Below are 14,518 nucleotides of genomic sequence, written 5' to 3'. Positions count from 1 at the left end.
TCAACCTCAATATTCACTGAGTTGCCATCGTGAACACCCATCACTTGTAATCAGTAAGAATAAGAAAATTCATGTTTAAATTCGTCTACCCGTTGAATGGTTTTCAGAATATTGCGACCTTCACGTGTGCCATCAATAATACGACGAGCTTGTTTACTATCCCCGATATTAATAACTTCTACTTGATGTTCTTTACCATATTCGAGCAAGCTGTCCATCAGCGGACTGTATGAACGCATACCCAAGCATACGAATCCAAGATCAAAAGGAATCTCAAACTCCTGTTCTCCATGCTTTACTTTGAAGCGGTCGCTACACACTTCTGTCAAAGCTGTTTCCGTATGGACGTTCACTTCCCGCTCCTCTACCATTTTCATCATGGAAATGCGAGTAATCATATCCAGGTCTTTACCCAGTAGCGGCATCATCTCAATGATGGAAACCTCTTGTGCTCCACGCTCTGCGTAATATTCGACGACATCCAGTCCCACAGCTCCGCCACCAACTACAGCAATACGTTTACCTTCGAAATCCTGGAATTTCTCCATGTTGTGCAAAAGATCAAAGATGGAGAACACTTTTGTGCCCGGTTTGCCCAGTTGCTCATGCAAACCTGCAATGGGCGGAAGAAGTGGTGTGGCTCCCGTCGCATTGACAATAATATCAGGATTCAGGGCACTAATCATCGCCAGATCGGCTCGGGTCCCTGTTACAATGTTCAGATTGGTTAACTGTTTGGTGCGCTGAATCAGATAATCAGGGAAATCATTGATGCGTGTTTTGTCTGGCAAGCGGGCAATATCACGAGCCAAGCCGCCCAACTCTGGTTTCTCCTCGAAGAGGGTTACTTTGCAGCCTACTTCAGCTGCCGTACATGCTGCTTCCATCCCAGCGGTACCCCCACCGATCACAACAACTTGAACGTTGTTTTTTACACGTTGTTTCCGGTATTCAGCTTCCTTGAAGAGATCCGGATTTACCGTACAGCAAATCGGTTTACTTTTGGAGATACGATGATCCGCACAACCAATGTTGCAAGAGATACATTTTCTAAGCAAATGTTCGTAGCCGTTTTGCACTTTAAGCACCCAGTTCGGTTCTGCAATCAAGCCTCTACCCATAGCCAGAAGATCAGCGTCACCTCTCTCCAAAATGTCCTGCGCAACCAGTGGGTTCCGAATATTACCTGAGGTCATCGTGACCTTCCCGAATTTTTCTTTTACTGCTTTGGCCATATATGAGCGCCAACCATCCGGCAAGTTCATCCCGTCAATCTGGAACTGGATAGAATCATTCAGAGCAGCAGATACGTTCAGAATATCTACCTCATCATTAAGATACTCCAATAACTCGAGTGTATCTTCCAGTGTGTTCCCACCTTCTGTGAACTCTTCCGCGCTAAAACGTAAGCAAATAGGGAAAAATGGGCCCACCACTGAACGAATTTCATCAATGACTAATCTGGCAAAACGGGTACGGTTTTCTGCGCTGCCGCCAAATTCATCCGTACGTTTATTATACATCGGCGAAAGAAACTGACTCAGCAAGTAGGAGTGTCCCGCATGAATTTCAACACAGTCAAATCCTGCTCGTTGCGCTCTTCCCGCTGCTTCTCCATATTTGCGCACAATGGCGTAAATTTCTTCTTTTTGCAAAGGTCTTGGAGTCGCTCCGCCCTTTTTAGAAGGAATATTCGAAGAAGATACAGGCTGAACTCCGTTCAGTCGTCCCGCATAAGCCGAAGCACCCGCATGGTTAATTTGTACAGAAACACAAGCTCCATAAGAGTGCAGGGCTTCTGTTAATCTAAACAGTCCGGGAATAAACTGATCGTTATCCATACGCAACTGGGTTGTTCCGTTTGTACCCATCGGGAAATCCAGACAAACATTTTCTACTGTTATCAAGCCGGTACCACCTTTGGCCCGTTGCACGTAATAGTCAATATGATCCTGAACAAAGCTTCCGTCCATGGCAGCAAAGTTAGTTCCCATCGGGGGCATAACAATTCGATTTTTCAAGGTCATGCGTCGTATGGTTAGAGGTTCAAAGATAGCAGGATAGTGGTTCATTGTTCTTCCTCCTTGCGAGTTTACAAATTTCATGCTCAAGTTTCCATTAAAGCATTCACATATGTGATTTTTTTCACTTTCGGGAATATCGAGATGTTATTGAGTACGATCATTCCTTATGACTTGATTTTATATCATCTAATCCATAAATTCTAATGCTATTTTATGTAGAGAATCATAGTTTCAGTCTATAGATTAACTGGATTTAGACATAAAAAGGAACAATCCTGTGAGGAATGTTCCTTTTGTGTGAAAAAATCATGCTTATATTCCGGACCCACCTACCGATCCGTTCTTTTAAAACCGTTGGGTACACGCTCCATAATCCCTTCCCTAACATATCTGTCCAGCAGCCCACACATTGTGGCATATCCATTTTTTCTGAATAAAGGTACGTAGGCTGTGGCTTTAGGAGAGGTGTTCAGATATTTAAGAAAAAATCCTTCGTCGATCACCTGGGTATCGTAAATACAAGCCTCAATAGATGTATGCCGTTCTGGGTGATGCTCCCCAATATTCATAAACAGACAATGATCACCATGCAAATCAGCTGACCATATTCCATCAATAATCAAGTCTGTTTCTTCCTGTTTCAGCCATTCAAACTGAGTTGGGAACGGATCATACTCAGAAGGTCTGATTTGGTGGGTTTCGGTAGCCATTTGTTCACATAAACGCTGAGCAGATAATGTGTATTCATCCCACAATCCCAGAATAGCCATATCTCTTTCACGCGAGTATTCCCACTCTTGATCTTCTTCTGTCGAAGTTGTGAACTGTGCGAGCGATTGGTCTATACCCTTACGCCTCATTGCTATTTTCCTTCCTCCTATCCATCACTAGAAGTATTCCATTCAGAAACCAAAAATCCCCTGCCCGAAAAGCCGGGTGAGTCCAATGAAAGGAAACACCTCAGCTTGACGTCAAGGGAGACTTGTCTATTCGTATACAGATTAGACTTTTAAATCACCATCATAGGTGGCAATCATATTGTACAGTTCAGGACGACGGTCACGGAAAATGCCCCATTCAATCCGTCCTACTTCCAGCTCATCCAGGTCAAATTCAGCAGTAAGCACTTCCTCATCGGTACGACCCGCTTCTGCGATCTTGTTACCTTGATGCCCGGCAATAAAGGATGAACCGTAGAATGTAATACTGGAGTCCTCGTCTGTTTCAGTTCCGATCCGATTGGAAGCAATGACTGGAATCAGATTGGAAGCAGCATGACCCAGCATGCAGGTCTGCCAGTGATCTTTGGAATCAATGGCAGAATCCTGCGGTTCCGAGCCAATAGCTGTCGGATAGAACAAAAGTTCTGCACCCATGAGCGCCATACAGCGGGCCGCCTCAGGATACCATTGATCCCAGCACACGCCTACCCCAATTTTGGCATAACGTGTATTCCATACTTTAAAACCGGTATCGCCCGGATTAAAATAAAATTTTTCCTCATACCCAGGACCGTCCGGAATATGGCTTTTGCGGTATTTACCCAACACTTCACCGTCTGCGTCAATGACAGCAAGACTGTTGTAACGCGCGTAGTTTTTCTTTTCATAAAAACTGATGGGCAGCACAACCTGTAATTCTTTAGCGATCTTCTTAAAATGGTTAACCGCCTTGTTGTGCTCCAGCTCAGTTGCATACGAATAATAATCAGACTTTTCCTTCTGACAGAAATATGGAGTCTCGAACAACTCCTGTAGCAAAATAATTTGTGCGCCCTGCGCAGCCGCTTCACGTACTAGCTTCTCTGCTTTGCTTATATTTTCTTCGATATTGGTAGAGCAGCTCATTTGAGTCGCTGCCACTTTTACTTTTCTCACTTTAGTCCTCCTTTTAGATGTTGTATCGTTCAACGCTTTAAAGCAGGCATCTGCTGGGTCGTACAGTGTACGTTACCGCCTTCACGGATGACCGCCATACCGTCTACAGTCCGAATGATGCGATCTGGAAATACATTTGCCAGCACTTGCTCAGCTGCAAGATCGCTCTTAGCGGCAGTACCGCCAAACACCGGCAAAATAATGCCGCCATTCACAAAGTAGAAGTTAATATAGCTCAGTGTCAATCGGCTATCTTCATAATCCACGCGCGGAGGCTGACCGATCCGAATCACTTCCAGCTTACGGCCTTGGGCATCCGTTGCTTGCTCCAGAATGCGCAGATTTTCCTGCGTGATTTCGTAATTTTCATCCTCAGGATCATCACATACTTGCATAATGACCTTGCCAGGAGCTGCAAAACAAGCAATATTGTCCACATGACCATCTGTTTCGTCGCCACTAAGACCACGTTTTAGCCATATTATTTTCTCGACACCTGTATACTCACATACATACCGTTCAATTTCTTCTCTGCTTAATTCCGGATTTCGGTTGGGATTGAGCAAACACTCTTCGGTTGTAATCAGTGTGCCTTCGCCGTCTACGTGCAGTGAGCCGCCCTCCATCACAAGCGGTGCATCAAACCGTGGAACTCCAAGTTGGTCCAAAATGTGCGGCGCAACCTGGTCATCTAGATCCCATGGAGCGTATTTGCCGCCCCAGGCGTTAAACTTCCAGTTTACACCTGCCAATTGACCATGCTCGTCTGTGAGAAAAGTAGGGCCGTTGTCACGCAGCCACGCATCGCTGTGCTCAATCGGCAGCAGTTCTACCCGTTCCCCAAGTTCAAGCGCCTTAACGCTCTCCAGATCATCCGGATTTACGACCACAGTAACTGGTTCAAATTCCGCCATGGCGCGTACAATTCCGGCATACCCCTTGCATACATCAGCATGCATATTCGGGTAAACCATTGAAGATTTTACAGGCCAAGAAATATACGTGCGTTCATGTGGCGCCCATTCAGGCGGCATCTTATAATGTGAATCCTTAATTTGCATGTATTGAAGCTCTCTTTCTTTTTCATAATGTAGACTCCGCTCCTATCATACAATAATATGATCTTTGTCTCAATCGAAGCGGAAAAGTTTTAATAATTTACAGTTACATTGGAATAAATTACTTCGAAAACGTGATTGCTTTCACCGTATTCCCATCAAAATCCTTCACAGTGAATTGTGCTCCCTCCAGCACACCGTAAGAGGATGGATAGTTTTCTTTTGGCAGCGAGATCGAACCGGGGTTCAGTATAAAGATCCCATTTTCCACATCTGCTACCGGAATATGAGTATGTCCCTGGATGAACACATCTCCCGCTTCCAGTGGTGGTAAATTTCCGATACTAAAGCCATGTCCGTGCGTGACATAGATTCTCCGTCCTTCATGGTGCAACAAAGCATAATCACCCATCATAGGAAACTCCAGTAGCATCTGGTCCACCTCTGCATCGCAATTTCCGCGCACAGAAACCGCAATATGGGACTTGTACTTATTCAGCAGAGCTGCCACTTCTGCCGGATTATACCCTTCTGGTAACGGATTACGTGGTCCGTGGTACATATAATCTCCGAGCAGAACAAGACGATCGGCTTTCTCCTCCCTGTACTTTTCCAGTGCCAATTGCAACCAGTGTAATGAGCCGTGAATATCTGATATAAACATCAATTTCATGATTGTTCTTTCCTTTCTGAATAGGCTAAAAAATATTCCACTTAAGTACATTATTGCATTATTCCCTGAACAAATCTGTGCAAAATTGTTCTTTTGTTTGGTAACACTCTTTTAAGACAATAAACTACAGCTCCGAGTGAGCTGTAGTTTATTATTAGTTCCTTTTGTACTTGGTCTTATCATCTTCGGTGATTTTACGGATTACCTTACATGGGTTTCCAGCAGCGATCACACCAGAAGGGATATCTTTGGTAACAACACTTCCTGCACCGATAATGGAGTTATCGCCTATAGTAACACCAGGCAGAACGCTGACATTACCACCGATCCACACATTATTGCCAACTGTAATAGGAAAAGCAATCTCCAATCCCTCATTACGTTGTGCTACATCAAGAGGATGACCCGCAGTATAAAATCCGCAGTTAGGAGCAATAAACACATGATCACCGAAAACGATTTTTGCCCCATCAAGCATGATCGTATTATGGTTACTATAGAAATTTTCACCTATTTCAATGTTATAGCCATAGTCACACACGAAAGGTTGCTCAATCGAGAATCTATCAGTTGTCTTCCCAAGTAAAGTTTTGATGAGTGTTTCTCGTTCTTCGATATTTCTAGGATGAAGCTGATTATATTCGTGGCAGAGACTTTTGGCGTATAAACGTTCTTCAATCAACTCTTCATCATAATTAGCATTGTATAGAAGTCCTAGTTGTGATTTTTCTTTTTCTGTCATAGCCATCCTCGCTTTGCTTATTTAGATACAGAACTCAGATTTCTTTTAAAGCTTCATTGTAGGATTCTACATGCTCACTCTTCAGAACTGGAAAGCTACTCACATTGAAATTTCCACCAAATTACCTTCTGGATCTTTAATTACGCTTTCATAATAGCCGTCACCTGTCAATCTTGGCTGGCCCACTACTTCATATCCTGCATGCATGAGCTGCTCTGTCTTTTCATTCACCAGTTCTTTACTTCCAACGGAAAATGCCACATGAGCCCAGCCCGTAATATTTATCTGTGGTGAATGATCTACTCCCGTTTTACGCATAACCTCTAACCTTGCTCCATCCTCAAAGGTGATAAAATAGGACTCAAATCCTTTTGTAGCGTTATAATATTTATCGTTAGATTTTCCATCAAAATATTGCTCGTAAAAGCTTTTCATCTTTTCTAAGTCTCTCACCCAGATCGCTACATGTTCAATCTTCATTATTTTCCTCCTTCTGCAGCCCTCATCATTAAAAAATCATTAATTTATACTGGACTCAATTTTTTATTTTAGTTATTATTAATGTTTTAATAAGTATTAATATATCTCAGTACTTCATTTTTGTCCAATCTATTTATCATCAATTATCAATAAATAACGCTTACGAATCATTCATGAAAGCTCTTTCGTCTTCAGCTTGTAATTCGGTTGCTAATACCCCTAAAAAATTAGCGACCGCTTCGTAAAAGAGAAGAAGCGGTCGCTATCTATAAGCCTTTAATACTTAATCACTGGTTTATTTATAAATTAACGTTTCAAGCTTTCACCGTTCGTAGCAATAACTTCTTTGTACCAATGGAACGATTTCTTCGGAAATCTTTCAAGTGTACCGCTGCCATCATCATGACGGTCTACGTAAATGTAGCCATAACGTTTTTTAAGCTGAGCGGTCGATGCGCTGACAAGGTCAATACATCCCCAAGACGTATAGCCCAAAACCTCTACTCCGTCCTCAATAGCTTCTCCAACTTGAACCAAATGATCATTCAGGTAGTTGATTCGGTAGTCATCCTCAACCGTTTTTTCGCCTTTTTCATTCGTGATCAGTTCATCAACGGCGCCCAGGCCATTTTCAACGATGAACAATGGTTTTTGGAAGCGATCATAGAACGTATTCAGGACATAACGCAGACCTTGCGGATCAATTTGCCAGCCCCACTCACTTGCCTCGAGATGCGGATTGATGACACCACCAAGGATGTTACCCTCACCTTTGACTTTTTTAGCTTCGTCAGCTGTCTCACAAGTACTCATATAATAGCTGAACGAGATAAAATCAACGGTATGCTTCAAATCTTCGGCATCACCTGGTTCAAAGTGAATAGAAATTCCGTTTTCTTTAAAGAAACGTTTCATGTAACCTGGGTATTGACCTCTTGCGTGAATATCGGCAAATGCCATGTTTCTGTGATCAAATTCCATCGCAGCAATCACATCGTCTGGATTAGGTGTCAGCGGATAAGTAGGCATACTCAGCACCATACAGCCAATTTTGAAATCAGGGTTGATCTGATGACCGATTTTTACCGCTCTTGCACTCGCTACAAGCTCATGGTGAATAGCTTGATAAAGATCTTGCTCACTAAGTTGATCTTTTGGTGTGCTAATTCCTCCACTCATGAATGGTGCTTCAAGAATGGAGTTGATTTCATTGAAAGTCAACCAGTATTTAACTTTATCTTTGTAGCGATTAAATACAGTTGTAGCATAGCGCTCATAAAAATCAACAAGCTTACGGTTTACCCAACCATCGTATTCTCTGGACAAATGTAAAGGTGTTTCATAGTGAGATAATGTAACGAGTGGCTCAATTCCATATTTGTGAAGTTCATCAAACAAATCATCATAAAATTGCAAGCCTTTTTCGTTAGGCTCCAGTTCGTCACCTTTAGGGAAAATACGTGACCATGCGATAGAAGTACGGAATACTTTGAAGCCCATTTCCGCGAAAAGTTTGATATCTTCTTTATAATGATGATAAAAATCAATACCGATCAATTTCATGTTATCTTCTGTTGGTACATCCGTAACGGGCCCCCAACCACCACGAGGAGTTACATCCTGAATGGACCAGCCTTTTCCATCTTCTTGATAAGCGCCTTCGAGCTGATTAGCAGCAACTGCTCCGCCCCACAGGAAATCTTTTGGAAACTGTGTACTCATATTTTCTCCGCCTTTGCTGATGTTTTTCATTAACTAGATAGAAATACGTTACCTCTATGCTAATGTGTTATAAGTACTTCTAAATGAATCTTAAGGTTTGTAACGCGTTTCATGTCAAGTATTATTTAAAAAACTTCTAGAGCTTATAACTGTATTATCTCCAATAAGTAATCCCATATTTACAGCTCTTCTATTATTGAGTAAGATGACTATTCTTTAATTGGCGGATCTACATGAATATCTCTATCTGGTTCAGTGCTTACCCAACGTGTAAAGATAACCTGAAAGCCGGCTCGAGTCGGCGCGCAGGCAAAAGGACCCGCCTGTTGTCCGGTTTCATAAGGAAAACGTGCTACACGTACGGTGCGCCAGCTTTGATTTTCGGTTCGGGCTCTAATGATAACTGCATCCTGTAGCTGTGAAGCACGAATCGTGACATTTTTCCCTACCCACTCAGGTACAGGAGCTAATGACCAATCGGAATAGCCATCTGTGACTACGACAGCTAATTGAGGAATTCCGTCATTTAATTCAATCCCACCTTTAATCCACTTTTGCTGTCCTTGATACAACATAATACCGGCTTGGTCGTAAAGCTCCGTAAATGAGCCTAATTGAAACGTGACTTCGATGGCAGAGCCTTCTTCCCAGTCTGTAAGCAGAGAATGTCCGCTACTGCGTTCAAATCCATACAAAGTTTTTTCCCAGTAGTCGCTTCCTTCTCTGGTTTCAACTTTAAGAAACTGGTCTTCTTCTATGGATGATACAGGGTGATTAGTCCATGTCCCTGTAGTCCATGCAATCGATTTTTGAGTCATTAATCTCATCCTCTCATGCTTTATTGAACGATGTCCTATTTCCTTTTCTCCACCAATTGCAAATTGTACGTCAGACTTTCAAGGGTCACCGAAATCAACCCATACATGTATTCATCATGCGTGTCGTTTTTCACAAAAATCTCGGGCATATGTTCTTTGGGTACATCTTTTAGACAGCCGTTATAAATATCGTCCAACAGAGTCGGCTTGGATAACTCTCCAGTCAAAGCGATAGATACAGGGTCTATAATCGCAATAATGGAAGTTATCGTTTGGATCGCCAGAGGAACAAATCCCTCTGTGCTATTTAACTGTTTAAGCTGTTCCTCTCTTGTTAAATCAAAGGGTAAGAAGGACACCTCCCCCGCAAACTTGGTATTTCCTTTTAACAAATGTCCGTCGACAATAAAACCCGCTCCCGGGAAATTGTCCTTGGGAAACGTAACAATAGCAAAGGTTTTATCCTCATCATAATTCTGCATGTTATAAAATCCGTAGACTGTCAAATGCATATCATTTTCAATGGTTACTTCTAATCCGTATTTATCTTGAAGTCGTGGACCTACAGGGACTCCTATGAGCAGGTCGAGATCACAAACATCGATAATCCCTTGATGAACAACCCCAGGGATGCCAATCCCAATGGCTTTGACGTTTCCATAGTTATTAATCAGCTCTCCAATTTGGGTTTCTATGACCTCATAATCAATATGGGGAACTATGGAAGTATTCTCGATGATGATATCACCAAGCAAATTGGCTACAGCATAAGTAAGAGAATGTATACCGCCTTCCGTTTTCACATTTAAACAGATAATATAAGAATAATCAGCGTTATATTTGTACCGTCTAGCTGGACGTCCGCCGTTCGACTCTTCCAATTCCGTCTCTAATACTTCCCCGGTTTGAAGAAGCTCATTTAGAATATTTCCGCAGGTTGCCACACTAAGACCTGTGATACTGGCTATGGATGACTTGGTTGCATATTCCTTGGATTTCAGTGTGTTTTTAACTAACTCTACATTAATTTGTTTAACCCGAATGGTATTATTGGAGACTGGTTGTATTTGAATACACTCCTTTTCCAGTATTTATTAAAAGGTTTATAATAAGTTGTAATATAACGCTCTGCCTGCAAAAAGTCAATTTGTACTCATTTGAATAAGAAAAAACGGAGTACCGCAGATTTTGAACCATGGGTACCCCGTTTGATTTATTGGTTTTAAATTGATGAAATAGCTCGTATTATACATCACCAGCAAGATGTTTAATAACGTCTAATAGTACATTGGCTCCGGCCACCAGATCCGGCTTCGGCGTGTATTCGCACGGATTATGACTAATGCCGCCAATACTTGGGACAAAGATCATAGCTGCCGGACAAATGCGAGCCATCATTTGAGCGTCATGACCAGCGCCGGATGTCATTCGCTTGGAGGGCAGCTCGCGCTGCATGGCAGCAGCCTCTATCAACTCCACAATGTTGGCATCAAAAGCAACCGGCTTAAAACGGGCCATTCGCTCGGTGGTGATGGTTACCCCTTCGGAAGCTGCAAGTTCTCTAAGATACTCGGTCAGCGCCGCTTCTTCAGCCTGCAATCTCTGCTCATCAGGATCACGCAAATCAACAGTAAACGTGGCGCGTGAAGGAATAACATTAATCGCATTAGGCTCCATGCTAAGACAACCAACCGTAGCCACCGTAGGCGTCTGCGACCTTGTCGCCCGGTCTCTTAAAAATGTGATGACACTGGCTGCTGCATGTCCCGCATCTCTGCGCATCGACATTGGTGTAGTCCCGGCATGATTGGCAACCCCCTCAATAGTAACGCGCTGCCAGGATATTCCTTGAAGGTTCTCAACTGCACCAATTGGAACGCCGACACTTTCCAGTACCGGGCCCTGCTCAATATGAAGCTCCACATAAGCATGTGGCAGCATAAAACCCGGCTCCTCTGTTCCTTCATACCCAATGCGCACCAACTCTTCTCCCAATATAGTGCCGTCTGTTCCCACAGAGGCCAATGCATCCTCAAGCGAGAGTCCACCTGCATATACCAGCGAACCCATCATATCAGGAGCATAACGAACCCCTTCCTCGTTCGTAAAAGCACCCACAACAATAGAGCGAGCAGGAATAAAGCCAGAAACCTGCAATGTCTGAATAACCTCAAGACCAGAAAGCACACCATAACAACCATCGTACACACCGGCATTGATCACTGTGTCAATATGCGACCCAATCAGCACCGGAGCTAGTTGAGGATCATTTGCACCTTTCCATATGCCGAAGATGTTTCCAATACGGTCAACCACAACCTCCAAACCAGCCTCCTTCATCCAGGCTACCAAGGCGTCACGACCACTCATGTCTGCAGCAGAAGCTGCCAGTCTGGTCAGCTTTTGCTCAGGGTCACGTCCCATTCGGCCAAGCGATTGAATCCCATCCAGTAAACGTGCTTCATCAATGCATAGGTTGGAACTTTTAAATACCATTTTGCATTCCTCTTTTCATTTTAAAAGTTTTGCTCATTCTCATGAAAAAGAAGGATACTTGCCTTCCCATACAATTTGTCTGTATGCCTCGGGATCTGTATCCCCTTCCGTGCTTATGATGAGGATTCTGGAGTCTTCATTTAATTGTAGCTGAGCTGCAGCTTCTATTAGATTTTCTTGCTTCCGCAACAAGCTCAAAACACCTAAGCCAACAGCGCCAGACTCACCAGATATAATTTGGGGATCACCAGGTAATGGATTTCCAAGCATCCTCATTGCCTTTGCCGATACAAAATCCGAACAGGTGATATACATATCCGCATAATCTCTCAATAGTTCCCAAGCCACTGTGCTAGGTTCCCCGCAAGCAAGTCCAGCCATAATCGTGGGCATAAAACCTGTTACAGCATGAGGTTTTCTGTCATTTTCCGCCGCTGATTTATAGATGCACGCTGCTTCATTAGGCTCAACAATAACCGTTGTCGGTCTTTTTTCACCAAAATGAGATATCAAATATCCCAGTATACTTGCTGCAAATGAACCCACACCTGCCTGTAAAAATACATGCGTCGGATAATCATCTCCAGCCACTCGGATCTGTTCCAATGCCTCATCTATCAACGTCCCATAGCCTTGCATAATCCAAGTTGGAATTTCTTCATAGCCTTCCCATGCACTATCTTGCAGCAAAACCCCACGATGCTCAGAAGCATAGGTGCTGGCCAACCTAACAGTGTCGTCATAGTTTAGTTCCGTAATAGAGGCTTCTGCCCCTTCATTTCTGATATGATTTAATCTAACTTCAGAAGATCCTTTTGGCATAAACACGACAGATTTCTGTCCTAGCTGGCTAGCCGCCCAAGCAATCCCTCTACCATGATTTCCATCTGTAGCTGTTACAAAAGTAATATCGCCCAATTGTCCCTTAATCTCTTCGGTTTTCAACTTTTCAAAAGAAAGCTCTGAAATATCCATATTCAGTCTATCTGCCAGATACTTGCCGACAGCAAAGGACCCACCTAATACTTTAAAAGCACCCAATCCGAATCTGTAGGATTCGTCTTTTATCCATATGTTCCCTACATTGAGCTTGCATGACAAATTTTTCAAGCTGTGCAGTGGAGTGACTTCATATTCAGGAAAACTTTTATGGAAGTTTCTAACCTTTTGGGCCATATTCCTATCCATAAATCCCACTGATATTTTCTTAAATTCTACTTTACGCGCCTTCTCATTTGTCATGTATTTTAATGCTGTCATGTCCTGCATACATGTCTCCTTCTATTCTTAAAATATTAAATGTCTTAGCTTAATCAATAAAATATTGCATGTGATATATTACATGTTACCCATCTAGCTATATACTGTCAACTTGGTTTGCGATATGAAATATGTATGAAATCGGACTGCAATCATTGATACTCATGAATTGTATGTGATATATTACATTCAAATAAAATACGAAGGAGGTCTAATCATTGCTATCCAAACATGCAACCAAAGTTAAGCGTTCATCTATACGTGAGCAAGTATACCTTCAGCTACAAGAATGGATTATTAGTGGTGTTTTAAAGCCTGGAGATAAGTTAAAGGATCAAGAATTAGCGGAGGTTCTAGGAGCCAGCCGTACACCTATCCGTGAAGCTATTTTAAGATTGGAAGAAGAAGGGATGGTTCAGACTAAAGCCAATAGCTGGACGCAGGTAGCACCTGTTGATATTAAACAGGCTTATCGGCTGTACCCCATCATCGGGTCACTTGAGAAGCTTGCTGTTTCGTTTGCTCAAGAAAATATTGAATCTAAGCACATTGAGGAATTAGAAATATTAAATGGAGAGCTCAAACGGGCGCTAAAGGAAGAAAATGCAATCCTTGCGCAACAATATGATGCTCAATTCCACCAGGTTATTATTGATCTGTCGGCAAATGAAGAATTGATTTATGTGCTGGAGGGATTGAAAAAAAAGCTGCGCCGTTATGAGGTGACATACTTTGACGGTTTTTTGGGCGCAGAGTCATCAGTTGCAGAACACCAAAAAATAATCAGTGCGCTTATAGCTAAAAATTTCGCAGCGGCCGCCGACATGATTGAATCGAATTGGAAAGAAAGTTTTCAACGCCGATTATCTAAAATGGATATAGGAAAGGACGAAACCGTGCTACCGTTTCAAGAGGAATGAGCCTCTTCCTCTTCTCCTCCATCATCATGCTATACTAGAAATAAGAAACAAATTTTTAGTGCGGCATCTTTGCGATAAAACGAAGTGAAATTGGGGGGATTCTGTTGTCAGCTATTGAGTATACAGCAATAATCGCGTTGCTCCTCTCCGTCATACTTTTAATTAAGGTCTATAGCCTTCAATCGCGTCTTAATGACCTGAAATCCGACGTGGAGCGTCTTGAAAATCGTTCAGGAATACAAGGAACATCGCTGTCAGGTACTATTGCCGCCACTCCTTCACATGTTCTAGATGCAGGAGCTTCAGAAGATATCAATGAAAGGTTGCTCCTGCTAATTAGGGAAGGAAAAAAGATTCAAGCCATAAAAGAGCTGAGAACCGCTAAGGATCTTTCCCTTAAGGATGCAAAGGATTATGTCGATCAATTGGAAAAACTCTAAAGAAAGGA

The 14,518-nt window shown here is 42.7% G+C and carries 14 protein-coding genes; 2 read left to right on the top strand and 12 right to left on the bottom strand.

Annotated features, from left to right (window positions below):
* Positions 1-50: 50 nt before the first annotated feature.
* From T3H97_RS11720 to dpaL, 12 genes are all read right to left on the bottom strand, one after another.
* Complete coding sequence (locus T3H97_RS11720) at positions 51-2,072, bottom strand: NAD(P)/FAD-dependent oxidoreductase (RefSeq protein ID WP_328802611.1); 2,022 nt, start codon at positions 2,070-2,072, stop codon at positions 51-53.
* 281 nt (positions 2,073-2,353) lie between these two features.
* Positions 2,354-2,884: a hypothetical protein gene (locus T3H97_RS11715; protein WP_103047536.1), complete on the bottom strand. Its 531-nt coding sequence runs from the start codon at positions 2,882-2,884 to the stop codon at positions 2,354-2,356.
* Between the two features lie 141 nt (positions 2,885-3,025).
* Positions 3,026-3,901 (bottom strand): N-carbamoylputrescine amidase, encoded by an 876-nt coding sequence (gene aguB, locus T3H97_RS11710; protein WP_025721082.1) that lies wholly within the window; start codon positions 3,899-3,901, stop codon positions 3,026-3,028.
* Positions 3,902-3,930: 29 nt separating this feature from the next.
* Entirely contained in the window at positions 3,931-4,962 is a 1,032-nt protein-coding gene (locus tag T3H97_RS11705) for an agmatine deiminase family protein (RefSeq protein WP_103047535.1), read from the bottom strand.
* 118 nt (positions 4,963-5,080) lie between these two features.
* Complete coding sequence (gene yfcE / locus T3H97_RS11700) at positions 5,081-5,632, bottom strand: phosphodiesterase (protein WP_103047534.1); 552 nt, start codon at positions 5,630-5,632, stop codon at positions 5,081-5,083.
* Between the two features lie 154 nt (positions 5,633-5,786).
* Positions 5,787-6,374, bottom strand: a complete 588-nt coding sequence (locus T3H97_RS11695; protein ID WP_328802610.1) for a sugar O-acetyltransferase — start codon at positions 6,372-6,374, stop codon at positions 5,787-5,789.
* A 99-nt stretch (positions 6,375-6,473) separates the two neighbouring features.
* Positions 6,474-6,854 carry a VOC family protein gene (locus T3H97_RS11690; RefSeq protein WP_103047532.1) on the bottom strand — a complete coding sequence of 127 codons (381 nt, stop codon included), beginning with the start codon at positions 6,852-6,854 and terminating at the stop codon, positions 6,474-6,476.
* A gap of 306 nt (positions 6,855-7,160) precedes the next feature.
* Complete coding sequence (locus tag T3H97_RS11685) at positions 7,161-8,576, bottom strand: glycoside hydrolase family 1 protein (protein ID WP_103047575.1); 1,416 nt, start codon at positions 8,574-8,576, stop codon at positions 7,161-7,163.
* A 209-nt stretch (positions 8,577-8,785) separates the two neighbouring features.
* A complete protein-coding gene (locus T3H97_RS11680) occupies positions 8,786-9,394 on the bottom strand; it encodes a DUF1349 domain-containing protein (RefSeq protein WP_328802608.1) in 609 nt (202 codons plus the stop codon).
* A gap of 35 nt (positions 9,395-9,429) precedes the next feature.
* A complete protein-coding gene (locus T3H97_RS11675) occupies positions 9,430-10,338 on the bottom strand; it encodes an ROK family protein (protein WP_103047530.1) in 909 nt (302 codons plus the stop codon).
* A 301-nt stretch (positions 10,339-10,639) separates the two neighbouring features.
* Positions 10,640-11,890 (bottom strand): Zn-dependent hydrolase, encoded by a 1,251-nt coding sequence (locus tag T3H97_RS11670; RefSeq protein ID WP_328802607.1) that lies wholly within the window; start codon positions 11,888-11,890, stop codon positions 10,640-10,642.
* A gap of 39 nt (positions 11,891-11,929) precedes the next feature.
* Positions 11,930-13,150 (bottom strand): diaminopropionate ammonia-lyase, encoded by a 1,221-nt coding sequence (gene dpaL / locus T3H97_RS11665; protein WP_328802606.1) that lies wholly within the window; start codon positions 13,148-13,150, stop codon positions 11,930-11,932.
* A gap of 218 nt (positions 13,151-13,368) precedes the next feature.
* Here dpaL and T3H97_RS11660 point away from each other — a divergent pair, with 218 nt between their 5' ends.
* The gene (locus tag T3H97_RS11660) at positions 13,369-14,070 is read left to right on the top strand and encodes a GntR family transcriptional regulator (protein WP_328802605.1); all 702 of its coding nucleotides are present in this window, start codon (positions 13,369-13,371) and stop codon (positions 14,068-14,070) included.
* Positions 14,071-14,174: 104 nt separating this feature from the next.
* A complete protein-coding gene (locus T3H97_RS11655; protein WP_328802604.1) occupies positions 14,175-14,510 on the top strand; it encodes a ribosomal protein L7/L12 in 336 nt (111 codons plus the stop codon).
* Positions 14,511-14,518 lie beyond the last annotated feature (8 nt).

It is taken from the genome of Paenibacillus sp. LX16 (assembly GCF_036252815.1).
Lineage (GTDB): Bacteria > Bacillota > Bacilli > Paenibacillales > Paenibacillaceae > Paenibacillus > Paenibacillus polymyxa_B.
The sequence above is the reverse complement of the archived record's forward strand: the minus strand, read 5'-3'. Positions and strand labels throughout refer to the sequence as shown.